Below are 24,259 nucleotides of genomic sequence, written 5' to 3'. Positions count from 1 at the left end.
CGCTTGCCGCCCCGCAAGCTGGGCATCTACCGGGCATGCGCCCGTCATCCCCGATCGCGCGCCGGTCACCGCGCTCCCGTGCCGTGGTCCCGCCCGCCTGCCTGGCTCTGCTCGCCTGCCTGGCTCTGCTCACCGCCTGTGGCACGGCCACCCGGACCGCGCTGCCTGACACGCCGTCCGTCTCCGGGCCGGCCAGGCCCGACACGCCGACGAGCACGGCCGAGGTGGACGTCCAGCGCGACGGCGCGGAGCCCGCCGTCGTGACCGGCGTGCGGTACGCCGCGCACGACACTTACGACCGCGTGGTCGTCGACCTCAAGGGCGAGATCCCCGGCTACAACGTCACCTGGGTGGAGCAGTTCCTGCAGAGCGGATCGGGCGAGCCCATCGAGGTGCGCGGCGGCGCGTACCTCCAGCTCACGCTCTTCCCCGCGAACGCCCACGACGAGAGCGGCCGGCCCACGTGGGGCGGCGGTCCGGTCTTCCCCGCCGACCTGGGCAACCTCACCGAGGTGGTCAGGACCGGCGACTTCGAGGGCCACGTCGGCATCGGGCTGGTGCTGGCCAGGCAGGCGGCGTTCCAGCTCAACGAGCAGGGCGGTCCCAACCGCCTGATCATCGACGTGGCACACTGACCTCGTGGTGAGAAAGATCGAGGGCCCGGCCCGCATACCGGTCCCTGGCGACAAGGTCATCGACGAGCACATCGGGCGCGTCAGCAGCGGTGACGACGCGATATCCATCGCCCACATGACGGCTCCGCCCGGCTGGGAGGAGCCGCCGCAGCGGCCGCAGTTCACCGAGTACACCGTGGTGCTGCGCGGCCTGGTGATGGTGGAGCACGCCGAGGGCACGACGGAGGTGTCGGCCGGGCAGTCGGTGGTCACGTCGCCGGGGGAGAAGGTCCGCTACAGCGCGGGTCCCGAGGGGGCCGAGTACATCGCGGTGTGCCTGCCCGCCTTCTCGGCGGACGGCGCGGGCCGCGACTGAGGAACGTCCCCGGGCGCGGCCGGGCCGTACCCCGCGAACGGCAGGCGGCAGGCGGCGCTGAGCCGCATCCGGGAGGACGTCCTATCATGGCGAGATGAGTCCCACGCTTGACGAGATCCGGCGGGCTCCCAAGGTGCTGCTGCACGATCACCTCGACGGCGGGCTCCGCGCCGGGACGATCGTCGAGCTCGCCAGGGAGACCGGCTACGACCGGCTGCCCACCGACGACCCCGACCACCTGCGCCGCTGGTTCGAGGAGGCGTCCGACTCGGGCTCGCTGGAGCGCTATCTGGAGACGTTCGAGCACACCGTCGGCGTCATGCAGACGCGCGAGTCGCTGGAGCGGGTGGCCGCCGAGTGCGCCGAGGACCTCGCGGACGACGGCGTGGTCTACGCCGAGGTGCGCTTCGCGCCCGAGCAGCACACCACCAGGGGGCTGAGCCTCGACGAGGTCGTCGAGGCGGTGCTCGACGGGTTCAGGAAGGGCTCCGAGGGGCGCGGTATCCGGGTCGGCACGCTGCTCACGGCCATGCGGCACAAGGCGCGCTCCATGGAGATCGCCGAGCTGGCCGTGCGCTACCGCGACGTGGGCGTGGTGGGGTTCGACATCGCGGGGGCCGAGGCCGGCTACCCTCCCACCCGCCATCTCGACGCGTTCGAGTACCTCCAGCGGGAGAACGCCCACTTCACCATCCACGCGGGCGAGGCGTTCGGGCTGCCGTCGATCTGGCAGGCGATCCAGTGGTGCGGCGCCGACCGGCTGGGGCACGGCGTGCGCATCATCGACGACATCTCCGTGGCCGGTGACGGGTCCGCGAAGCTGGGGCGGCTGGCGGCGTACGTGCGCGACAAGCGCATCCCGCTGGAGATGTGTCCCACCTCCAACCTGCAGACCGGGGCCGCCGCGTCGATCGCCGAGCACCCCATCGGGCTGCTGCGGCGCCTGCACTTCCGGGTCACGGTCAACACCGACAACCGGCTGATGAGCTCGACCAGCGTGTCGGGGGAGTTCGCCAAGCTGGTCGAGGCGTTCGGCTACGGCTGGGACGACCTGCAGTGGTTCGCGGTCAACGCGATGAAGTCGGCGTTCCTCCCGTTCGACGAGCGGCTGGCGCTGATCAACGGCGTGATCAAGCCGGGGTTCGCGCAGCTGAAGTGGCAGCCGTGAAGCAGACCTACCGGTCCAGGACCGCTTTCGTGCTCGGCTGGGTGTGGCTGGCCTTCGTCGCGTTCAACGTGTGGGACCTGATCGCCCACTACACCGGCCAGGCGTCGATGGTGGCGCTGGCCGTGCTGGGGGCGCTGACGGCGCTGGTCTACGTGGTCGCGCTGCGGCCCGCCACCGTGTTCACGGAAGGCGAGCTGGTGGGGCGCAACCCGCTGCGCACCACGTACCTGCCGTGGGCCTCGGTCGAGGACGTGACGGTCTCCCACTCCATCAACGTCGAGCACGGCGGCGGTCGGGTGCTGCGGCTGTGGACGCCGATGAGCACCGCCCGCGAGCGGGCCAAGGCGCAGCGGCGCTCGGCGCCCAGGCAGCAGCGCGGGCGCTACCGCACCGAGCCCACGCTGTCGAGGTCGGAGCAGGCGGCGGTGGACGCGTTCGCGGGCAAGACGCACGCCGACTGGGTGGGCGAGCAGATCCGCGACCGCGCCGAGGCGGCCAGGCGGCGCGACGAGGAGGCGACTCCGGCCCGGGTGACGTGGTCCTACGACGCCATCGCGGCGGTGGTCGCGGCCGTGGCGCTGGTGGTCGCGGCGATCCTCGCCGGCTGATCCCGGAGCGCTGAGCACCGTCCCCGAGGCCCGGCCCCCGGGCCCGGTCGTCTCGCCTCGGGTTGACCCTGACATCGTGTGAGGCCCTACACCTGGAGGGGTCATGTTCAGCATCGGAGACTTCGCCAGGCTCGGGCTGGTGTCGGTGCGCATGTTGCGCCACTACGACGCCATCGGCCTGCTACGCCCCGCACACGTGGACCCGGTCACCGGCTACCGGTCCTACCAGGCCGCGCAGCTGTCCAGGCTCAACCGGATCGTCGCCATCAAGGACCTCGGCTTCACACTGGAACAGGTCAGGGCGATCCTGGACGAGAAGGTCAGCGCGGAGGAGCTGCACGGCATGGTACGCCTGCGCCGCGCCCAGCTCGAAGCCCAGATCAGCGCGGATCTGGCCAGGCTGCGGGGGGTCGAGGCGCGGCTCCGTACGATCGAGAGGGAGGGGCACATGCGGACGGCGGAGGTCGTTCTGAAGAGCCTGGGCCCGGTCCGGGTCGCCCAGCTCGCCGCGAGGGCCGCCAGCTACGAGGGCGAGCACATCGGGCCCGTCATCCAGCCGCTGTTCCGGGAGGTCTGCCGCAGGGTGGAGGCGGCGTCCCTCCGCGTCACGGGGCCCGGCATCGCCTACTACGAGGAGGAGGGTGACGGCTCGGTCATGGTGCACGCCTGCCTGCCGGTCGCCGTGGGCGACGGCGACGTCGGCGACGTGGAGGTGGTGGACCTGCCCCGCGTCGAGACGGCGGCCACGATCATCCACCACGGGTCGATGGAGCAGGTGGGGCCGACGTTCCAGGCGCTGGCCCACTGGATCGAGGAGAACGGCTACCGGTCCTCCGGCCTGGCGCGGGAGGTCTCGCTGCACTGCCCGGATAACCTGGACGAATGGGTCACGGAGCTTCAGATCGAGGTGACCGCGACCTAGTGGACGCCACGCGGCTGGAAGCACACCGGGCCGAGCTGACCGGCTACTGCTACCGCATGCTGGGCTCGGGGTTCGAGGCCGAGGACGCGGTGCAGGAGACGTTCGTCAGGGCGTGGCGCACGTACGATCCGGGGCGCGGGCCGCTGCGCCCGTGGCTGTTCCACCTGGCCACCAATGTCTGCCTCGACATGCTGCGCGGCCCGCAGCGCCGCGCCCGCGCCATGGACCTGGGGCCCGCCGCCGTCCCTGGCGCCGACCTCGGCCCGCCGCTGCCTCCCGAGCGCTGGATCCACCCGATCCCGGACGCCCGCATCGTCCCCGAGGACGCGGCGGTGGCCCGGGAGACCGTCCGCCTGGCGTTCGTCGCGGCCCTGCACCACCTGCCGCCCCGGCAGCGGGCCGTGCTCATCCTGCGCGACGTGCTGGCGTGGAGCGCCGCCGAGACCGCGACGCTCCTGTCCACCACGGTCACGTCGGTCAACAGCATGCTGCAGCGGGCGCGCGCCAAACTCCCCGCGGCGGGCGCCGCGGACGCGGAGGTGGACGAGGCCCTGCTGTCGCGCTACGTCGCGGCCTTCGAGAGCCACGACGTGACCGGTCTGGTCTCGCTGCTGCACGAGGACGCGACGATGTCGATGCCGCCGTTCACGTGGTGGCTGCGCGGGCGCGAGCACATCCGCGCGGTCCTGCTGGCGTCCGACGCGCCCTGCACGGGCGCCCGCCTGCTGCCCACCCGTGCGAACGGCTCCCCGGCCTTCGGCCAGTACGTCGAAGGGCGGGCGTTCGGCCTGCTCGTCCTGGACGTCGCGGACGGCCGCGTCGCGGGCACGACCACCTTTCTCGACCCCGGCCTGTTTCCCTTCTTCGATCTGCCGATGAGTTTGGGGCACGCACTCCGTACCAGGAGGTGAAGGAGGAACATTCACCATGCCAAAGATCATCGACCTGCCCGCCCGCCCGTACGTCGGGATCCGCAGGACCATCACCATGACCACCTTCGGCCTCGTCGCCGACCGCATCGCGGGGCTGATCGGCTGGCTCGCCGAACGCGGCGTCTCCCCGGCCGACGCGCCCTTCCTCCGGTACGACAGCATCAACATGCCGGAGGACCGGCTGGTGGTGCAGGCCGGAGTGCCGGTCGCCACGCCGGTGGCGGGCGAGGGCGACATCTTCGCCGACGTCCTGCCCGCCGGCCGCTACGTCACCGAGTCCCACCACGGCCACCCCGATCAGCTGGCCGGAGTGATCTCGGGGATGCTGGCGTGGGGCGACGAGCAGGGGCTGGCCTGGGACATGACGGAGAAGGACGGTACGGAGCACTGGGGCTGCCGCCTGGAGCTCTACCGGACCAACCCGATGGTGGAGCCCGACCCGAACAACTGGGACACCGACCTGCAGTTCCGGCTGGCCTGACGAGCCGTCTACCGCCAGACGCCGAGTAGCTCCTCCGGGGAGATGTGCCTGACGCCGCTCACCTCGCACCCACTGCGGGACACCGCGTAGAGGGATGTCGAGGTGTCGGCGCCGGGCATCTTGGAGCGGTGGACGATGAGCTCGCTCAGATCATGATGGTCGAACGGCCGGTTCTCCAGCCATTTCACGGAGCCGACCATGGTGATCACCTTGGCGACGGGTTCCCGGTCGGCGCCGACCAGGTCGATCTCGGGATCGTTGCTCCTGGTCCAATAGCCGCCGATCGCCCCGGTCCCCTCGGGCAGGTCGTCCATGCGGCGAACGGACTCGAGGATCAGGGGCTCGATGGCCGTCCCTCGCCATGATGTCCATGAGCGGCGGATCCGGTCCAGGACCAGGTCTCCGCGGTCACGCTCGATGTCGGTCAGGCGGGATCCGATGAAGCGAAGCCAGAATCGCATATGCGAGTCGATCACTCGATACCGGGACTCCCGTGAAGGCCGGGTCGAGAGCGGCCGGTCCGCGACGATCATGCGCTTCTCCAGAAGGAGTTGCAGTGCACGGTTCATCGTCGCGCGGGGAATGCCCTGGGTGGCCGCCGCGATGTTGGCATGTGTGCGTTGCCCGGATCCGATGGAGCTGAGGATCTGACGTGCGTGTGCTTCCGGCGGAAACTCAGCGGCGAGCGCACGTTCGCCGCTGACCACCAAGGCCGAAAGGGGATCTTCGAGCGCTTCCTCCAGGTACGCCCAGAGGGAACCGCTCTTGGGCCACTCCTCGCAGATCATCGGCAGCCCGCCCGAAACAAGGTGCGCGTCGAACGCCTCCGCTGGGGGCAGATCCAGTGCCTGCGCAAGATCGTACGGGGTGAGCGGGTTCACCAGAAAGTCGACCGCCCGCTGGTAGAAGGGGCGGCCATGGGTGTTGATCGCCTCCATCATGGACAGGTCCGAGCCGATGAGGAGCAGCAGCACGGGCCGTCTGGAGAACTCTCTGTCGAAGAGCTTCTGGAGCACGCCCTCCAACCCCGGATCCGCCTTGATGAGGTATGGCAGCTCGTCAAGGACCACGATGCCGGGCGAGTCTTCCGGCAGGGCGCGTGCCAGGAGGGAAAGCGCGTCATGCCACGACGTGGGTTGTTCATCAGCGAAGACGGACGCACTGGGCAGGTTGGATGAGCGTGCCTCGTCAAGGAAGATGCGCAGCTCCTCACCCAGCGTCTGGCCGGTCGCCGTGTAGTACAGGTAAGGAAGCCGCGCCTGCCTGACGAACTCCTCCGCCAGCCTTGACTTCCCGACCCGGCGGCGTCCTCGGACGAGGAGGGCGCGTCCTGGCCGGTCGAATCGGTCGCGGGCCGTCTTCGCCAGCGCACGATTCAGGACAGCGAGCTCTCGCCGCCTTCCGATGAACGGCCCCATCTACCCTCCTGAATAGTCTCATCAGTGAGACTAATGCAGGAGTTGGTATCAAGCCTTGAGTACTGCGACTGTGGTCCGCAAATAGTCTCACGGATGAGACCAAGCTCGACGTCAGCCACGGGAGACTCTGTTTCAGAGGCCGAGGTGGGTGGTCAGGCCGGCCTTCAGGGCGTCGAGCTCGCGCGCCGCCCGCGCGCGGGCCCCCGCCACCTCGCCCGTCACCGGGACGACGACCTCCAGGTAGCACTTCAGCTTGGGCTCCGTGCCCGAAGGGCGGACCAGCACGCGGGCGTCGCCCGACAGCAGGTAGCGCAGCCCGTCGGTGGGCGGCAGGCCGCCGTCCCCGCGCGCCAGGTCGTCCACCCCGAGCACCTCCCGGTCGCCGAGGGTCGTGAACGGGCTGGTGCGCAGGCGGGCCATGGCGCCGGCGATCACGGAGAGCTCGTCCACCCGGAAGGAGAGCTGGGACGTCGCGTGCAGGCCGTAGCGGCGGGCCTGGTCGTCGAGGAGGTCGAGCAGCGTGCGGCCCGAGCGCCTGGCGGCGGCGGCGATGGCGACCACCGTGAGGGCCGCGCCGATGCCGTCCTTGTCGCGGACCGGGAGGCCCGCGTCGGAGCCGACGGCGTAGCCGATGGCCTCCTCGTAGCCGAAGACCATCCCCGGACCCGCCTTCATGATCCACTTGAAGCCCGTCAGCGTCTCGCCGTAGCGGACCCCGTGCGCTCGGGCGATCTTGCCGAGCAGCGTGGAGGAGACGATGGTCGTGGCCACCATGCGGTCGCCGGTGGTGTGGGTGATCACGTGCTCGGCGAGCAGGCCGCCGACCTCGTCACCGGTCAGCATGCGGCACGTGCCGTCGGGCAGCGGCACCCCCACCGCGCACCGGTCGGCGTCGGGGTCGTTGGCGAGGACGAGGTCCGCCCCCAGCTTGGCCGCCAGCGCCACGGCGAGGTCCATCGCCCCGGGCTCCTCCGGGTTGGGGAAGGAGACCGTGGGGAAGTCCGGATCGGGATCGCGCTGCTCCTCGACGGCCACCGGGGGCTCGAAGCCGGCCGCCGCGAAGGCGCGGGCCAGCGTGGCCGCGCCCACCCCGTGCAGCGGCGTGTACGCCACGCGCAGGTCGCGGGCCTCGCCCAGGGGCAGGGCCGTCACGGCGGAGACGTACGCCGCCACGATGTCGTCGCCGAGCTCGGTCAGCGTGCCGGGCGCGTGGAGCGGGAGCCGGTCGACCCGGCCGACGGCGTCGATGGCGGCCGAGATGTCGCGGTCGACGGGCGGGACGATCTGGGAGCCGTCGCCCCAGTAGACCTTGTAGCCGTTGTCGCGCGGCGGGTTGTGGCTGGCCGTGACCGTCACGCCGGCGTCGGCCCCGAGATGGCGTACGGCGAAGGCCAGGACCGGGGTGGGCAGCGGCCCCGGCAGGAGCGAGGCGTGCAGCCCGGCGCCCGTCAGGACGGCGGCCGTGTCGCGGGCGAAGACGTCGGACTTGTGGCGCGCGTCGTGGCCGATGACCACGTGTTTGCCGGGACCGAGCACCCGGGCCAGGCCGGCGGCGGCGCGCATGACGGTGACGCGGTTCATCCGGTTGGGGCCCGCGCCCAGCTCGCCGCGCAGGCCCGCGGTGCCGAACTCCAGCTTGGCCCCGAACCGGTCACGCAGCCCGGCCGCGTCGCCGCTATTGAGGAGGGCCATGAGCTCCGCGCGGGTCTCGGGGTCGGGGTCCTGCGACAGCCACTCCCCGGCCGCCGCCAGGACCGGGTCCGCGTCCGTGCCGGAAGGACCGGCGCCGGTGTCCGGGGGGTTCGGCTCGTGCGAGCGGCTCACAGGCGGTCCACCGCCTTGGACAGCAGGACGCCCATGCGGGCCGCCGTGGCCCGGCCGACCTCCAGGACCTCCTCGTGGTTGAGCGGCTCGCCCGACAGCCCCGCCCCCGGGTTGGTCACCAGGGAGACGCCGAGCACCTCCAGGCCCGCCTCGCGGGCGGCGATGGCCTCCAGCACGGTGGACATGCCGACCATGTCGCCGCCCAGCGTGCGCAGCATGCGGATCTCGGCCGGCGTCTCGTAGGTCGGCCCGCGGAAGGCCACGTAGACCCCTTCGGCGAGGGACGGGTCGATCTCGTGGATCAGCGCGCGCAGGCGGCGGGAGTAGACCTCGGTGAGGTCGATGAACGTGGTGCCGGTGATCGGGTTGGCCCCGGTCAGGTTGATGTGGTCGCTGATCAGGACCGGGTCGCCGACGTTCTGGGTCTCGGGGCGCAGGCCGCCGGCGGCGTTGGTGAGCACCAGCGTGCGCACCCCGGCCGCCGCCGCCGTGCGTACGCCGTGCACGACCGCGTCCACCCCGAGCCCTTCGTACAGGTGCGTGCGCCCGAGGAAGACGAGCGCGTGCCGCCCCTCGGGGGTGCGCACGACGCGGATCTTCCCGCCGTGGCCCGCCACGGCGGGCGCCCGGAAGCCGGGCAGGCCGGTGAACGGCACCTCGCTCACCGTCTCACCGATCGCGTCGGCGGCCGGCACCCACCCCGACCCCATGACGAGCGCCACGTCGAAGGTGTCGAGGCCGGTCGCGCTCCGCAGAGCCGCGGCGGCCTCGGAGGCCAGGGTGTATGCGTCGTTGGTCACAGCTCAGTAGTTTAGGAGCAGCCTGTCCAGGACCCGCACCCCGAACTGCAGGGCCTCCACCGGCACCCGCTCGTCCACGCCGTGGAACATCGAGGCGAAGTCCATGTCGGCGGGCAGCCGCAGCGGCACGAACCCGAACCCGCGCACCCCCAGGTCGGCGAAGAACGTCTTGTTGTCGGTGCCGCCCGACATGCAGTACGGGATGGCCCGCGCCGCCGGGTCCTCGGCCTTGAGCGCCGCGATCATCGACTCGACCAGCGCCCCGTCGAACGAGGTCTCCAGCGCGATGTCGTGGTGCACGAACTCGCGCCGCACCTTCGGCCCGAGCAGCGAGTCGACGGTCTTGAAGAAGTCGTCCTCGAACCCGGGCAGGAACCGACCGTCGATCACCGCCGTGGCCTGGCCGGGGATGACGTTCGACTTGTAGCCGGCGTCGAGCTGGGTCGGGTTGACGGTGTGGCGCAGCGTCGCGCCGACGAACCGGACGAGGGGCCCGATCCTGTCCAGCACCGCCTGCGGGTCGTTCTCGTCGAACGGGATCCCGAACGCGTCCGCCACCTCGGTGAGGAACTGCCGGACGGTCGGCGTGTAGGTGAGCGGCCAGTCGTGCTCGCCGATCCTCGCCACGGCCTTGGCGATCTCGGTGACGGCGTTGTCGGAGTTGAGCATGGAGCCGTGCCCCGCCGTGCCGTCGGCGATCAGCTTCATCCAGGCCAGGCCCTTCTGGGCGGTCTCGATCAGGTAGAGCCGCAGCGACGGGTCCACCTCCAGCGAGTAGCCGCCGACCTCGCTGATCGACTCGGTCACGCCCTCGAACAGCTCGGGGTGGTGGGCGGTGAGGTATTTGGCGCCGTACACGCCTCCGGCCTCCTCGTCGGCCACCCACGCGAACACGATGTCGCGGCGCGGCCTGCGCCCCTCGCGCTTGAGCTGGCGCAGCACGGCCAGCATCATCGCGTCCATGTCCTTCATGTCGACGGCGCCGCGGCCCCAGATGTAGCCGTCGCGCACCTCGCCGGCGAAGGGGTCGACGGACCAGTCGGCGGCGTTGGCGGGCACCACGTCGAGGTGGCCGTGCACGAGCAGCGCGGGCAGCGACGGGTCGGAGCCCTCGACGCGGGTGATCACGTTGCCGCGGCCCGGCTCGCTCTCGATGTAGGTGGACTCGATGCCGACGTCGGCCAGGCGGGCCATGACGATCTCGGCGGCGGCCCGCTCGCCCGGGCCGCTGCCGTCTCCGTAGTTGCTGCTGTCGGCGCGGATCAGCTCCACGCACAGGTCGGCGACCTCATTCTCGGCGGGTGTCATGGCGTTCTCTCCCAACGGTGATCCAACGTGAGAAGTCCGGACTTGTGGAGGTGACCGCGCTTGTAGGCGCGGGTGATCAGGGTGAGGTCGCTGTCGGTGATCTCGTCGTACTGCCCGACGACACCGGTCATGAAGCGGTAGAGGTCGGCCTCGTGGGCGGCCACGACCTGCACGATCAGGGAGTGGGTGCCGGAGGTGGCGGCGCAGTAGCGCACGCTGGGGTGGGCGGCCAGCCGCTGCCCGACCAGGTCCAGCCCGTACGGCCGGACCTTCAGCCAGAGCATGGCCTCGACCTCCAGCCCGAGCAGGGCCGGCTCCACCTCGGCGCGCGGCAGCAGCAGCCGCCGCTCGATCAGCGAGGTCACCCGCCTGCGCGCGGTCGGCACGGAGACGTCGAGCCGCTCGGCGACGGCGGTGAACGCGATCCTGCCGTCGGCGGTGAGCAGCCGGGCGATCTCCTGCTCCAGCGGCGACAGGCCCTCCTCGTCGGGCTGGCAATCGGGCGGCGGCGGGGGCCGCAGCTCGGCCACCTCCTGCTCGGTCAGGTAGGGAGCGTGCCACTCGGCGACGGTCCTGAACGTGTGCAGCACGACCTGGGCCTGTGTCTGCCGCACGCCGTCGATCTCGGAGACCTGCGCGGACAGGATGTGGTGCAGTTCCTCGCGGGACGGCGAGACCAGCTCGCAGCCGATGTCGGCGGCCCCGGTGAGCGCGTAGACCGAGCGCGTGTCGGGCCGGTCGGCCAGCGCCCCGGCCACCTTGCCCGCCGTGCCGGGCCGCACCTGGACGTGCAGGTGCACGGGACGCCCGTGGCCGGTGCGCAGGTCGTCGTAGATGGCGGTGACCCGGACGACGCCCTCGGAGATCAGGCGCTGCAGTCTCCTGGCGACCGTGCGCTCGTGCTCGCCCACGGCCCGGCCGATCTCGCCCCACGAGGCGCGCGGGCTGACTTGCAGCGCGGCGACGAGGCGCCGGTCGAGAACGTCCACCTGCAACCTGTTCTGTGTCGGGTTTGTAAATATCCGGCCAGACATTTGACTGTTTCGGTCTGCCAACTGCACAGTAGGCCATCACCGCACTTTGCAGCAAAGGAGCCCAAGTGGCGACCTCCCCCGTGGCCTCCTCACCACTCGGCATCCCCAAGAGCCGGGTCCGCCAGCTCATGGCGGCCAGCATCGGCAACGTCGTCGAGTGGTACGACTGGTACGCCTACACGTTCCTCGCTACCTACTTCTCCGCACAGGTCTTCCCCGAGACCGCCGGCAACAGCCTCGTGCCGCTGCTCAGCGCCTACGGCGTCTTCGCCGTCGGCTTCTTCATGAGACCCCTGGGCGGCCTGCTGGTCGGCGCGTTCGCCGACCGGTTCGGGCGCAAGGCCGCGATGACGTTCACGATCGTGCTGATGGGCGTGGGCTCGCTGCTCCTCGCCGTGACGCCGACGTACGAGGCCGCGGGCCTGCTGTCGCCGATCATCCTGACCCTCGCCCGGCTCGTCCAGGGCCTGTCCGTGGGCGGCGAGTTCGCCGCCGCCACCACGTTCCTGGTGGAGTCGGCCCCGTCCGGCCGGCGCGGCCTCTACTCGAGCTTCCAGTACGTCAGCACCACCATCGGCCAGCTCGTGGCCTCGGGCCTGGCGGCGCTGCTGGCCTCCGGCCTGGCCGAGACCGACATGACCTCGTACGGCTGGCGCATCCCGTTCCTCGTGGGCGCCCTGATCAGCCTCGTCGGCCTGTGGATCCGCAAGGGCGCCGACGAGACGTCGGCCGTGGCGGAGGAGATCCAGCGGGGCGAGGCCCAGCGGCCGCGGCTGTTCGAGTTCCTGCTGAGCTACCCGAAGGCGGCCGCCACGATCGTCGGCATCACGATCGCGGGCACCGTGGCGTACTACACCTGGACGAGCTTCCTGCCGACCTACGCGCAGATCACCGTCGACTTCGACAAGGCCGACTCGCTCACGGTCGGCACGATCTCGCTGTTCGTCTTCATGGTGCTGCAGCCGCTGCTCGGCATGCTCTCCGACCGCGTCGGGCGCAGGCCCATGCTGATCGCCTTCGGCGTGGCCTTCGTGGTGCTGCCGGTGCCGCTGCTCAACCTGCTGTCGGACTCGTTCGCGAGCCTGCTGGTCGTGCAGCTGGTCGGCATGCTGTTCCTCGGCTGCTTCACCTCGATCTCCGCGGCGGTGAACTCCGAGCTCTTCCCGACCCGGGTGCGGGCGGCCGGCGCGGGCTTCCCGTACTCGCTGACCGTGGCGCTCTTCGGCGGCACCGCCCCGCTGATCGGGACGGCGCTCAAGGACGCCGGCAACGTCGGCGTGTTCCCCTACTACATGTCGGCGCTGGCGCTGATCTCGACGCTGGTCTACATCTTCGTGCTGAAGGAGACCAAGGACGACCCGTTGTCCTAGCCGGCTCGTCCTAGCCGCCGTACGAGGTGCAGGGGCGCTCCCGCAACTCCTTGACGTAGTCGTCGGGGGCGCCCGCGCGCTCGGCCGCGTCGGCCAGGCTGCCGAGGTAGCGGGCCGACGGCAGGCCGCCCTCGTAGCCGTCGAGCACGTAGAGCCAGGCCACCACCTCGCCGTCGAGGGTCTGCACGCGCAGCCGCACCTTGTGGTACGCCCCGCGCACCGCGCCCTCCCACTGGTCGAGCGAGGTCTCCTCCCACTCCGGCACGTCGTAGAGCACCACGAACACGTGCTCGTCGGGATCCTCCACGATCGTGGCGATGGCGCCCTCACGGGGGTCGCCGCCGCCGAAGGTCAGCCGCCAGCCGGGCAGCCAGCCGACCCCGCGGATAGGGGAGTGCGGGGCGCGCATGGCCATCTGGTCCGGGTCCATGTTGGAGCCGTAGGCGGCATAGAGCCGGGGCTCGTTCGGTTGGCCCGAAGGACCTGAAAGCCACGCCACGGTCCACCCCTTTCACCGGGTGCTGCTCGTCTTCCGGTTACCGCGCCATCCTGCCACGCTGGACGGCCGCCACGTGTCATCAGCGCGGATCCCGTGTCCGGACGACTACGGGCCGGTTGCGGTCTTACCCGGCCCATGCGGGACAATGGGTGATGTGACGAGGATCGTGATCATCGGTGGCGGACCCGGAGGCTACGAGGCGGCCCTGGTGGCCGCCCAGCTAGGCGCGCAGGTCACGCTGGTCGAGCAGGACGGCCCCGGTGGCGCGTGCGTGCTGACCGACTGCGTCCCGTCCAAGACGCTGATCGCGACCTCCGTGCGCAAGCAGGCCCTGCTCGACGCGCCGTCGCTGGGCATCTCCTACGACGGCGGCCCCGACGGCGAGGCCGGCACGGTCGGCATCGACCTGCCGCTGGTCAACAAGCGGGTCAAGGAGCTGGCGCAGGCCCAGTCGGCCGACATCGCCACCCGCGTCGAGGCCGAGGGCGTGGAGATCATCAGGGCGCGCGGGCGGCTGGTCGACCCGCAGGTGGTCAGGGCCGGCGACCGTACGATCAGGGCCGACGTGGTGCTGCTGGCCACCGGCGCGACTCCGCGGGTGCTGCCCTCCGCCGAGCCCGACGGCGAGCGCATCCTCACCTGGCGCCACCTCTACGACCTGGAGGAGCTGCCCGAGCACCTGATCGTGGTCGGCTCGGGGGTGACGGGCGCGGAGTTCGCGGGCGCCTACCGCTCGCTCGGCTCCGAGGTCACGCTGGTCTCCAGCCGTGACCGGATGATGCCCAACGAGGACGCCGACGGCGCCGAGGTGCTCGAAGAGGTCTACCGCAGGCGCGGCATGAACGTCATGGGCCGCTCGCGGGCCGCCTCCGTCAAGCGCACTGCCGACGGCGTGGTGGTGACGCTCGAGGACGGCCGCACCGCCGAGGGGTCGCACGCGCTGATGACCGTCGGCATGATCCCCAACACCTCCGGCATCGGCCTGGAGGAGGCGGGGGTGCAGCTCGACCGGGGCGGCTTCGTCAAGGTCGACAAGGTCTCGCGCACCTCCGCGCCGGGCGTCTACGCGGCCGGCGACTGCACGGGCGTGCTCATGCTGGCGTCCGTGGCGGCCATGCAGGGCCGGATCGCGGTCTGGCACGCGCTGGGAGAGGCCGTGCAGCCGCTGCGGCTGGCCACCGTGGCGTCCAACATCTTCACCGACCCGGAGATCGCCGCGGTCGGGGTCGCGCAGCGGGCCATCGAGGCGGGCGAGATCGAGGCCAACGTGGTCAAGCTGCCGCTGGCCACCAACGCGCGGGCCAAGATGCAGGGGTTCAACGACGGGTTCGTCAAGGTGTTCTGCCGGCCCAACACCGGCATCGTGCTGGGCGGCGTGATCGTGGCGCCGGGGGCCTCCGAGCTGATCCTGGCCGTCTCCGTGGCGGTGCAGCAGCGGCTCACCGTCGACCAGCTCGCGCACACGTTCGCGGTCTACCCGTCGCTGTCCGGCTCGATCACCGAGGCCGCCCGGCGGCTCATGCAGCCCGAGGCCGCCATCGGCATCTAGGACGATCGGCCCGTTCCGGTATGTCGCGGGTATACCGCCGGTATGCCGCGCGCTCATCCGGCACGGGCGTGATCGGGGGACTTGTAGCGTTCGCGCATGACCATCCCCTCCCCACTCGCCGGCGGCAGCCGGAAGGCGGCCGCCGCCCTGCTCCTGTGCGCCCTGCTCGTGCCGGGACAGCCCGCCTTCGCGGCGCGCTCGGCGGCGCCCGCCGTCCTGTTCGACTACGAGGACGGCACGAAGACGTCCGGCTACGGCATCGAGCCCAACGCGTGCTGCCCGCACTCGATCGGGGTCAGCACCATGGGGCGGACGGGTGATTACTCGATCCGCAGCCATCTGAAGTACGGCGACCCGGCGGTCGCGGGCGGCGCCCGGGCGGAGAGCCACACCCTCGGCCTGGAGAAGAGCTACTACCGGTCGGGCGACACCGTCTACTACGGGTTCAGCATCTACATCATGAGCACCTGGAAGACCGACTCCCGGGAGGACATCCTCTTCCAGTGGAAGCCGTGGCGTGACACGTGCGAGTCCAACAAGTTCCCCAGCGCGTTCCTCACCGTCCAGCCGTCGGGCAAGTGGCGGCTGCGGGTCAACTCCGACGGCAACCGCTGCTCCACCGCCGGCTCGGTGCGCAAGACCAGCTTCGACCTGGCCGACATACGGCCGGGGAGCTGGCACGACTTCGTGTTCAAGTTCAGGTGGAGCCATCGCGGTGACGGCAGCATCGACGTCTGGCACCAGACCCACAAGGCTCCCGGCTGGAAGAAGGTCCTGGCCACCACCGGGGCCAATACGTTCAACGACGACGCCACCACCAAGGGCTACCTGAAGTGGGGGATCTACAAGCCCGCGTGGAACACCGCGCCGACCGAGGTCGACAGCCGGGTGGTCGTTCACGACAACATCGCGGTGGGCACGTCCTTCAGCGCCGTCGACCCGTCGGCGCACTGATCCGGGGCGGCGCCGCCCGGCGGCGGGCGGGCAGGGGGATCGGCAAATAGGCGTTGACCTTTGTTGGTATGGCCACCAAACTAATTCAGGAGTTTGGCGCCGCCGTTCAAAGGAGCTTCCATGCCCTATCGCCCCCCACTGGTCGCGCACGAATATTTCGTGGCCGACCCGCCCGAGCTGCCGGTCCGCGCGCGAGGCGAGGGTGGTCTGTCGGCGGTGACCGCCGCCGAGCTGGTCGCGGCGGACGGCGCCGAGGTGCTGGTGAAGGCTCTCACGACGGCGCAGGAGACGCTGGTCGTCCAGGTGGGCGTGGCCGGTGAGGGCGTCATCCGGGTGCGGTTGTCGGAGGACCCGAGCGCCCGGCCGCGATCCGAGAGGGCCGTCTCGCTTGTGACGCCCGGCACGTACTCAGGGGCACGTGCCGAGGCGGAGCCGGACCGGCCGATCGTGATCGACGCGGGGTCGCTGCGGGCCGAGATCAGCCTGGCGCCGTGGCACCTGCGGTTCACGGACGCGGCCGGGCGGACGCTGGTCGAGCAGGACCGGGGCCACACCGACATCAGCGGGCGCCTGCGCACGCTGCCCTTCGGCCGCTCCAGCGCCGGCGGCGCGCCCGTCGCCTACCACGAGAGCTTCGCCGCCGCCCCCGACGAGTCCTTCTCCGGCTTCGGCGAGTCGTTCACCCGGCTGGACAAGCGCGGCCAGCGCCCGCTCATGTGGAACTTCGACGCGTTCGGCGCCGAGTCGCAGCGCGCGTACAAGAACATCCCGCTGTACGTCTCCAGCAGGGGTTACGGCGTGCTCGTCGACAGCGGCGCCCCGACGGAGTTCGACGTGTGCCAGTCCACGCACAGCGTCGTGCAGATCGTCGTGCCCGACGACGTGATGGACTACTACGTGATCGCCGGGCCGGCGCCGGCCGACGTCCTGGACCGTTACGACCGGCTGACCTGCCGCCCGTCGCTGCCGCCGAAGTGGGCGTTCGGGACGTGGATCTCGTCCGGGTTCTGCGTGGACAGCCAGGAGCGGGTGCTGGCCAGGGCGCGCACGATCAGGGAGCGCGGCATCCCGTGCGACGTGCTGCACCTGGACACGTACTGGCAGAGCGACGGGCACTGGTCCGACATGCGGTGGGACCCCGAGAACTTCCCCGATCCCGGCGCGATGCTGGCCGAGCTGGAGGAGATGGGGTTCCGGGTCTGCCTGTGGATGAACCCGTACGTCTCCCACCTGAGCCCCGCCTTCGCCGAAGCCTCCGAAGCCGGATATTTCCTGAAGAATCAGGAGGGGGAGACGTACGTCGCCGACTGCTGGCACGAGTCCTTCCCGCCCTGCGGGATCGTCGACTTCACCAATCCGCGGGCGGCCGAGTGGTTCACCGGGCTGCTGCGCGACCTCCTCCATCAGGGCGTGGCCGCGTTCAAGACCGACTTCGCCGAGGGCGTGCCCGCCGACGCCGTCGCCTTCAACGGCATGACCGGCACCGACCTGCACAACGTCTACACCCTGCTGTTCAACGACGCCGTCGCCGCCGTCACCCATGAGGTGCACGGCCACGGACTGGTGTGGGCGCGCTCGTCGTTCCTCGGCGGCCAGCGCCACAGCGCCCAGTGGGGCGGCGACACCTACACCAGCTACGCCGCCATGGGCAGCACGATCAGGGGCGGCCTGGCGCACGGCCTGTCCGGGGTGCCGTTCTGGAGCCACGACGCCGGCGGCTTCACCGGCCGCCCCACCGACGACCTGTACGTGCGCTGGACCCAGTTCGGCGCGCTCTCCCCGCTGCTGCGCCTGCACGGCACGACCACCCGCGAGCCGTGGGAGTTCCCCGAGGTCGAGGAGCAGGCCGTGGACGCGCTGAAGCTGCGCTACCGGCTGATGCCCTACATCTACTCGGCGGCCGTCGAGGCGGCGCGCACGGGCGCCCCCATGATGCGGGCGATGTGCGTGGACCACCCGGACGACCCGGTGGCCTGGCAGGCGGACCTGCAGTACCTGCTCGGCCGCGACCTGCTGGTGGCCCCCATGACCGCGCCGGAGGGCGCCCGCCAGGTCTACCTGCCGCGCGGCCGCTGGGTCGACTACTGGACGGGCGAGGTGCTCGAAGGCTCCCGTTACGTCACGGTCGCCAAGCCGCTCGACCAGATCCCGCTGTTCGTCCGGCACGGCGCGCTCATCCCGGTCACCGCGCCGGGAGCCACGATCGACGTGCCGACCGAGATCACTCTCGTCGCCTTCGGGGGCGGCGACGCGACGGTGGAGGTCCACGACGAGGACGGCGTGACCGTCGCCGTCGCCACCAGGGACGGCGACGTGCTGCGTGTCGCCGTCACCGGCCCGAAGCGCGTCACCGGGGTGGAGTTCGCCCCGGTGGCCGGAGCTCCCGCTCGGGCCGTCCTTTCGTAACACCCCCTGGAGGGATCATGGTGAAATCACGAGCCGCGGCGGCGCTGGCCGCCGCGGTCCTGGTCCTGACGGCGTGCGGTTCTGGAGGCTCGGAGACACCGGCCACCCAGGACGGCAGTCAGCCGCGCACGCTCAAGCTCTGGCACTACGAGACGGCCGACAGCGCCATGGGCAAGGCGTGGGCCGAGGCGATCAAGAAGTTCGAGGCGTCGCACCCGAACGTCACCGTCACGTTCGAGGAGAAGAGCTTCGAGCAGATCCAGAAGACGGCGAGCATGGTGCTCAACTCCGACGAGGCGCCCGACATCATGGAGTACAACAAGGGCAACGCCACCGCCGGCCTGCTGTCCAAGCAGGGTCTGCTCACCGACCTGAGCGAGGAGGCCACCAAGCGCGGCTGGGACAAGCTGCTGCCCGGCGGCCTGCAGACCACCGCCAAGTACGACGACCGCGGCGTCATGGGCTCCGGCAAGTGGTACGGCGTGCCCAACTACGGCGAGTTCGTGATGGTCTACTACAACAAGGACCTCTTCGAGAAGAACAAGGTCGAGGTGCCGACGACGTTCGAGGAGTTCACGGCGGCGCTGGACACGTTCGTCAAGGCCGGGGTGACCCCCATCGCCAACGCCGGCGCCGAATACCCGGCCCAGCAGATCTTCTACCAGCTCGCGCTCACCAAGGCGCAGAAGCCCTGGCTGGACGCCTTCCAGTCGTACAACGGCAAGGTGGACTTCCACGGCCCCGAGTTCACCTACGGCGCCGAGACGTTCGCCGACTGGGTGAAGAAGGGCTACATCGCCAAGAACTCCTCCGGGCTCAAGGCCGAGGACATGGGCGTGGCCTTCATGAACGGCAAGTTCCCCATCATGATCAGCGGTAGCTGGTGGTACGGCCGCCTCGCCTCCGAGATCAAGAACTTCGAGTGGGGCCACTTCCTCTTCCCCGGCGCCACGATGGCGCCCGGGTCGAGCGGCAACATCTGGGTGGTGCCGGAGAAGTCGGAGAACAAGGACCTGGCCTACGACTTCATCGACATCACGATGAGCAAGGACATCCAGAACCTGCTCGGCAACTCGGGCGGTGTGCCCGTGGCCGCCGACCCGGGCGCGATCACCGACGAGAAGAGCAAGGAGCTCATCGAGACGTTCAACAAGCTCACCGCCCAGGACGGCCTGGCCTTCTACCCCGACTGGCCCGCGCCCGGCTACTACGACGTGCTGGTCGCCGGGGTCCAGAACCTCATCAACGGCGGCAAGACCCCTGCCGAGGTGCTGGACGAAATCGCCGGGCCGTACGAGGACAACCTCGCCGACATTGGCAACTGAATGAGGGTGCGCACGAGGGGGTACTGGCCCTACCTGGTCCCCAGCCTGCTGCTGTTCGTGGCCGTCATCGTCGTGCCGTTCCTGATGAACGTGGGCGCGAGCTTCACCCGCTGGTCGGGGGTGGGCACGCCCCGATGGATCGGGCTGGACAACTACGCCAGGCTGATGGAGGACGAGCGCTTCTGGCAGTCGTTCCAGCACAACGTGGGCCTGATCGTGGCCATGGCCGTCGTGCCGACCGCGATCGGTCTCGTGCTGGCGGCCTGCCTGTTCGACTACATCGGCAAGCGGTTCGGGCCGCGCACGGCCTCGGCGTTGCGGGCGATGTACTACCTGCCACAGGTGCTGCCGGTGGCGGTGGCCGGCGTGGTGTGGGGATGGATGCTGCACCCGTCGTACGGCGCGGTCAACCAGATCCTCGGGCTGGACCTCGACTGGCTCGGCGACCCCGACCTGGCGCTGGCCACGGTCATGGCCGTCATGGTCTGGTTCCAGCTCGGCTACCCGGTCGTGATCTTCATGGCCGGGCTGCAGCGGGTCGACCCGGCCTACTACGAGGCGGCCGAGATCGACGGGGCCTCGTGGTGGCGCAAGTTCTGGCACATCACGATCCCGCAGATCCGGCCGGAGATCTTCGTGGTGCTGCTGACCTGCACGATCGCCGCGCTCAAGGTGTTCGGGCCGATCTTCGTGCTGACGCGCGGCGGGCCGAGCAACGCGACCATGGTCCCCTCGTACTTCTCGTACCTGAACTTCTTCCAGAAGAGCAACGTCGGGTACGGCTCGGCCGTCGCCACGGTGCTGGCGCTGATCATCGTCGTGGTGACGTTCCTGTTCCTGCGGGTGCAGGAGCGTGAGTCATGAGGGGCCCGGGACGCTGGGCCGTGCTGTTCGCGCTGGTCGTGCTGGCGGTCGTGATGGTGTTCCCGTTCGCGATCGTGGCGGTCAACGCCGTCAAGTCGCCGGCCGAGTACAGCTCGCAGGGCCCGCTGAGCCTGCCCGACGGGCTCTACCTCCAGGGCATCGTGGACTTCTGGAACCGGGTGGAGTTCGGCACGAAGCTCTGGAACAGCTTCGTCATCAGCGCCTCGGTGGCGGTGTTCGCCGTGGTGCTGTCGGTGCTCAACGCGTACGCGCTGGGCATCGGCCGGGTGAAGGGGCGGCTGTCGATCCTCGTGCTGTTCCTGGTGGCCAACACGCTGCCGCAGGAGGCGCTGGCCTACCCGCTGTACTACCTGGCCAAGGCCGTCGGGCTGTACGACACCCGGCTGTCGGTGATCATCGTCATGACGGTGATCCAGGCGGCGTTCGGCACGTACCTGCTGAGCGCGGTCCTCGGCCAGTTCCCGAAGGAGATCCTGGAGGCGGCGGCCATCGACGGCGCGGGGCGGCTGCGGTCGCTGTGGCGGATCGTGGTGCCGATCAGTCGCCCCACGTTGAACGTGCTGCTGATCTTCTTCTTCATCTGGACGTGGAACGAGTTCTTCCTTCCGCTGATCTTCCTGATCTCGAACGACACCCAGACGGTGCCCGTCGCGCTCGGTGTCCTGCAGGGCGAGAAGTACATGGACGCCACCATGTCCAGCGCCTCGGCCCTGCTCGGCGTCGTCCCGGCGATCGCCTTCTTCCTGATCTTCCAGCGCACGCTGACCAGAGGTGTGACGGTCGGCGCCATCAAGTGATGGAGAACCCCTCTATGCGAAAGATCCCGTTATTAGCCACCCTCGTGCTGGCGGCCTCCGTGCTCGCCGCACCGCCGGCCCAGGCGGAGAGCTTCCCCTTCCAGAACCCGAGGCTGCCGGTGGAGCGGCGGGTCGACGACCTGCTCGGCCGGCTCACGCTCCAGGAGAAGCTGGGGCTGCTGCACCAGTCGCAGGCGGCCATCCCGCGGCTGGGCATCGCGTACCACAAGAACGGCACCGAGGCGCTGCACGGCGTCGCCTGGTCCAACCACCTCAACGACAACTGGAACCAGAAGCTGGCGAGCGGCACCGTGTTCCCGCAGGCCGTGGGCCTGGCGAGCACGTGGGACCCCGGCCTGATCAAGAAGGTCGGGTCGGCCGTCGGCGACGAGGTCCGCGGCTACAACGACGCCGACCCGATCCTGTGGGGCCTTCAGGTGTGGGCGCCGGTCGTGGACCTGCTCCGCGACCCGCGGGCGGGCCGCAACGAGGAGGGCTACTCGGAGGACCCGCTGCTGACCGGCGCCATCTCCACCGCCTACGGCAAGGGCCTGCAGGGTGACGATCCCTTCTACCTGAAGGCCGCGCCCGTGCTGAAGCACTACCTGGCCTACAACAACGAGACGAACCGCAGCCTCAGCTCCTCCAACCTGACGCCGAAGCTCAAGCACGAGTACTACGAGCAGGCGTTCAAGGCGGCCGTCTCGGCGAACGCCGCGACCGGGGTCATGGCGTCGTACCAGCTGGTCAACGGGCGGCCCGACCACGTCAACCCCGACCTGAACAGCACGGTCCGGTCGTGGACGGACAGGACGCTCTACAACGTCAGCGACGCCTGGGGGCCGCACGCGCTGACCGACCTGGAGAAGTACTACGACACCAAGCCCGAGGCGTTCGCCGCGGTGCTCAAGGCCGGGCTCGACAGCTACACCATCGACAACAGCGACTCAGGGCCGCTGACCGAGCACCTGACGGCCGCGCTCGACCAGGGGCTCATCACCGAGGCCGACGTGGACACGGCCGTGCGCCACGTGCTGACCATCCGCACCCGGCTGGGGCACTTCGACCCGGACGGCGGGCCGTACAAGAAGATCACCAAAGATGTGATCAACAGCCCCGCCCACCAGCGGCTCAACCGGGAGGCCGCCGGCGAGGCGGCGGTGCTGCTGCGCAACTCCGGCGTGCTGCCGCTGAGCTCGCCGAAGTCCGCCGCCGTGGTCGGGCCGCTTGCCGACACGCTCTACCGCGACTGGTACTCCGGCGAGATGCCGTACGAGGTCACGCCGCTCGACGGCATCAAGGAGCGCGTCGCCGACGTCAGCACCGGCACGGGCCTGGAGCGGATCGCGCTCAAGCACCTGGCCTCCGGCAAGTACATCACCGCGACCGGCACCGGCCCGGACGACAACGCCGCCCTGATCGACACGGCTCCCACCGCCGCCTCCCAGTGGGACCTGACCGACTGGACCGACGGCGTGTCCACGCTGCGCAACGCCGGCAACGGCAAGCTGCTCGGCGGCGACTGGCGCTCGCTCGACACCGATGACGACGAGCCCAACGGCTGGTACGTCCAGCAGCAGTTCGCCCTGGAGCGCCAGTCCGACGGCAGCTACCTCATCAGGTACGCCGGCTACGAGAGCGTGGAGGGCTGGTTCGCCCTGCCCGACCCGTACGTGAGCGTCTCCGCCGACGGCACGCTCGGCCTGGCCCCCAAGGCGGAGGCGGCCAGGTTCGGCAAGGAGATCGTGTCGGACGGCGTGGCGGCGGCGGCCGAGCAGGCGGCCAAGGCAGAGGTCGCGGTCGTCGTGGTCGGCAGCCACCCGTTCGTCTCGGGGCGCGAGTTCCACGACCGGAGCAGCCTGCGGCTCGGCGACGGGCAGCTGCGGCTGATCGAGGCCGTGCGCAAGGCGAACCCGCGCACGGTCGTCGTCCTGGAGACCAGCTACCCGGTCATCGTGGACGCCCCGACCCTGCTGTGGACCACGCACGCGGGCTCGGAGACCGGGCACGCCGTCGCGGACGTGCTCTTCGGCGACGTCAACCCGGCCGGCCGGCTCACCCAGACCTGGCCCGCCGGCGACGATCTGCCGAGCATCTTCGACTACGACCTGGCCAAGACCGGCATGACGTACCTGTACGGGGACGACGACCCGCTCTACGCCTTCGGGCACGGCCTCAGCTACACCTCGTTCGCCTACCGCGACCTGAAGGTCAGGGGGTCCACGGTGAGCGTGAAGGTCACCAACACCGGCCGGGTCAAGGGCGACGAGGTGGTCCAGCTCTACACCCACCAGCGCGAGTCCCGCTTCGAGCAGCCGGTCAAGCAGCTGCGCGGCTTCGAGCGGGTCACCCTGCGGCCGGGCCAGACCCGCACGGTGACCTTCACGCTGAAGAGGCCGGACCTGGCGGTCTGGGACTACACCCGCGGCAGGTGGGCCGTCGAGCGGGCCAGCCACGACGTGCTCGTCGGCTCCGCCTCCGACCGGATCCGCCTGTCCACGACTCTGCGCGTGCCCGGCGAGCGGATCCCCGTGCGCGATCTGGCCAGGACCACGCGGGCGATGGACTTCGACGACTACTCGGGCGTGGTGTTCGCGGACGAGACGAAGGCCGCGGGCGAGGCCGTGGAGGGCTCGGCGGGGGACTGGATCTCCTTCACCGGCGCCTCCTTCGGCTCCCGCTTCACGGCCGGGGTGTCGTCGGCGAGCGGCGGCGCGATCGAGCTGCGCTCCGGCTCGCCGACCGGCGACCTGCTGGGGACCGTCCAGGTGCCCGCCACCGGCGGGATCTACCAGTGGGGTACGGCGACCGGCACCGTCAAGGCGGGCACCGGCGACCTGTACGTCGTGTTCAAGGGTGACCTGAGGATCAGGGACTTCGCCCTGGCCCGATGACGTTCCGTGGCGGCCGCGAGCATGGTCGCGGCCGCCACGGAACCCCTGCTTGCTCCTTTTGGATAGCTGTGCTATCTATAGTCGATAGTGCGACT

At 70.4% G+C, this 24,259-nt stretch carries 21 protein-coding genes; 15 read left to right on the top strand and 6 right to left on the bottom strand.

What is annotated here, in order from left to right; genetic code table 11:
- Positions 1–35 precede the first annotated feature (35 nt).
- The 7 genes from FH608_RS04415 (at position 36) to FH608_RS04385 (ending at position 5,101) form a co-directional block, all read left to right on the top strand.
- On the top strand, positions 36–635 hold the full coding sequence (locus FH608_RS04415; RefSeq protein ID WP_139628499.1) for an AMIN-like domain-containing (lipo)protein: 600 nt from the start codon (positions 36–38) through the stop codon (positions 633–635).
- Between the two features lie 4 nt (positions 636–639).
- Complete coding sequence (locus FH608_RS04410; RefSeq protein ID WP_139628497.1) at positions 640–990, top strand: cupin domain-containing protein; 351 nt, start codon at positions 640–642, stop codon at positions 988–990.
- 94 nt (positions 991–1,084) lie between these two features.
- Positions 1,085–2,158, top strand: a complete 1,074-nt coding sequence (locus FH608_RS04405; protein ID WP_139628495.1) for an adenosine deaminase — start codon at positions 1,085–1,087, stop codon at positions 2,156–2,158.
- Positions 2,155–2,766, top strand: coding sequence for a hypothetical protein (locus FH608_RS04400; protein ID WP_139628493.1), 612 nt, complete (start codon positions 2,155–2,157; stop codon positions 2,764–2,766). The genes FH608_RS04405 and FH608_RS04400 overlap by 4 nt, the downstream gene beginning before the upstream one ends.
- Before the next feature lie 103 nt (positions 2,767–2,869).
- Positions 2,870–3,688 (top strand): MerR family transcriptional regulator, encoded by an 819-nt coding sequence (locus FH608_RS04395; RefSeq protein WP_139628491.1) that lies wholly within the window; start codon positions 2,870–2,872, stop codon positions 3,686–3,688.
- Complete coding sequence (locus tag FH608_RS04390; protein ID WP_139628489.1) at positions 3,649–4,599, top strand: sigma-70 family RNA polymerase sigma factor; 951 nt, start codon at positions 3,649–3,651, stop codon at positions 4,597–4,599. The genes FH608_RS04395 and FH608_RS04390 overlap by 40 nt, the downstream gene beginning before the upstream one ends.
- 16 nt (positions 4,600–4,615) lie before the next feature.
- The gene (locus FH608_RS04385; RefSeq protein ID WP_139628487.1) at positions 4,616–5,101 is read left to right on the top strand and encodes a GyrI-like domain-containing protein; all 486 of its coding nucleotides are present in this window, start codon (positions 4,616–4,618) and stop codon (positions 5,099–5,101) included.
- A gap of 8 nt (positions 5,102–5,109) precedes the next feature.
- Here FH608_RS04385 and FH608_RS04380 read toward each other — a convergent pair whose 3' ends face one another.
- From FH608_RS04380 to FH608_RS04360, 5 genes are all read right to left on the bottom strand, one after another.
- Positions 5,110–6,519: an ATP-binding protein gene (locus FH608_RS04380; protein ID WP_139628485.1), complete on the bottom strand. Its 1,410-nt coding sequence runs from the start codon at positions 6,517–6,519 to the stop codon at positions 5,110–5,112.
- 132 nt (positions 6,520–6,651) lie between these two features.
- Positions 6,652–8,271: a phospho-sugar mutase gene (locus tag FH608_RS04375; RefSeq protein ID WP_226899009.1), complete on the bottom strand. Its 1,620-nt coding sequence runs from the start codon at positions 8,269–8,271 to the stop codon at positions 6,652–6,654.
- Positions 8,272–8,339: 68 nt separating this feature from the next.
- Entirely contained in the window at positions 8,340–9,143 is an 804-nt protein-coding gene (locus tag FH608_RS04370) for a purine-nucleoside phosphorylase (protein WP_139628483.1), read from the bottom strand.
- A gap of 3 nt (positions 9,144–9,146) precedes the next feature.
- Positions 9,147–10,451 carry a M20/M25/M40 family metallo-hydrolase gene (locus tag FH608_RS04365; RefSeq protein WP_139628481.1) on the bottom strand — a complete coding sequence of 435 codons (1,305 nt, stop codon included), beginning with the start codon at positions 10,449–10,451 and terminating at the stop codon, positions 9,147–9,149.
- Complete coding sequence (locus tag FH608_RS04360) at positions 10,448–11,440, bottom strand: Lrp/AsnC family transcriptional regulator (RefSeq protein WP_139628479.1); 993 nt, start codon at positions 11,438–11,440, stop codon at positions 10,448–10,450. Before FH608_RS04360 ends, FH608_RS04365 begins: the two co-directional genes overlap by 4 nt.
- Positions 11,441–11,550: 110 nt before the next feature.
- On the opposite strand from FH608_RS04360, the gene FH608_RS04355 reads away from it, so the two are divergent.
- Complete coding sequence (locus tag FH608_RS04355; RefSeq protein ID WP_139628477.1) at positions 11,551–12,855, top strand: MFS transporter; 1,305 nt, start codon at positions 11,551–11,553, stop codon at positions 12,853–12,855.
- 10 nt (positions 12,856–12,865) lie between these two features.
- On the opposite strand, the gene FH608_RS04350 is transcribed toward FH608_RS04355, so the two are convergent.
- Entirely contained in the window at positions 12,866–13,354 is a 489-nt protein-coding gene (locus FH608_RS04350) for a gamma-glutamylcyclotransferase (RefSeq protein WP_263008728.1), read from the bottom strand.
- Positions 13,355–13,508: 154 nt separating this feature from the next.
- Between FH608_RS04350 and FH608_RS04345 the strand changes: the two genes are divergently transcribed.
- From FH608_RS04345 to FH608_RS04315, 7 genes are all read left to right on the top strand, one after another.
- Positions 13,509–14,903 (top strand): NAD(P)H-quinone dehydrogenase, encoded by a 1,395-nt coding sequence (locus FH608_RS04345; protein ID WP_139628475.1) that lies wholly within the window; start codon positions 13,509–13,511, stop codon positions 14,901–14,903.
- 96 nt (positions 14,904–14,999) lie between these two features.
- Positions 15,000–15,857, top strand: a complete 858-nt coding sequence (locus FH608_RS04340; protein WP_139628473.1) for a polysaccharide lyase — start codon at positions 15,000–15,002, stop codon at positions 15,855–15,857.
- A gap of 120 nt (positions 15,858–15,977) precedes the next feature.
- A complete protein-coding gene (locus FH608_RS04335) occupies positions 15,978–18,263 on the top strand; it encodes a TIM-barrel domain-containing protein (protein WP_139628471.1) in 2,286 nt (761 codons plus the stop codon).
- A 17-nt stretch (positions 18,264–18,280) separates the two neighbouring features.
- The gene (locus FH608_RS04330) at positions 18,281–19,588 is read left to right on the top strand and encodes an ABC transporter substrate-binding protein (RefSeq protein ID WP_139628469.1); all 1,308 of its coding nucleotides are present in this window, start codon (positions 18,281–18,283) and stop codon (positions 19,586–19,588) included.
- The gene (locus tag FH608_RS04325; RefSeq protein ID WP_139628467.1) at positions 19,589–20,452 is read left to right on the top strand and encodes a carbohydrate ABC transporter permease; all 864 of its coding nucleotides are present in this window, start codon (positions 19,589–19,591) and stop codon (positions 20,450–20,452) included.
- Complete coding sequence (locus FH608_RS04320; protein WP_139628464.1) at positions 20,449–21,270, top strand: carbohydrate ABC transporter permease; 822 nt, start codon at positions 20,449–20,451, stop codon at positions 21,268–21,270. Before FH608_RS04325 ends, FH608_RS04320 begins: the two co-directional genes overlap by 4 nt.
- 14 nt (positions 21,271–21,284) lie before the next feature.
- A complete protein-coding gene (locus FH608_RS04315) occupies positions 21,285–24,164 on the top strand; it encodes a glycoside hydrolase family 3 protein (RefSeq protein ID WP_139628462.1) in 2,880 nt (959 codons plus the stop codon).
- The last annotated feature ends 95 nt before the right edge of the window (positions 24,165–24,259 follow it).

The organism is Nonomuraea phyllanthi (assembly GCF_006334985.2).
GTDB lineage: Bacteria > Actinomycetota > Actinomycetes > Streptosporangiales > Streptosporangiaceae > Nonomuraea > Nonomuraea phyllanthi.
The sequence above is the reverse complement of the archived record's forward strand: the minus strand, read 5'-3'. Positions and strand labels throughout refer to the sequence as shown.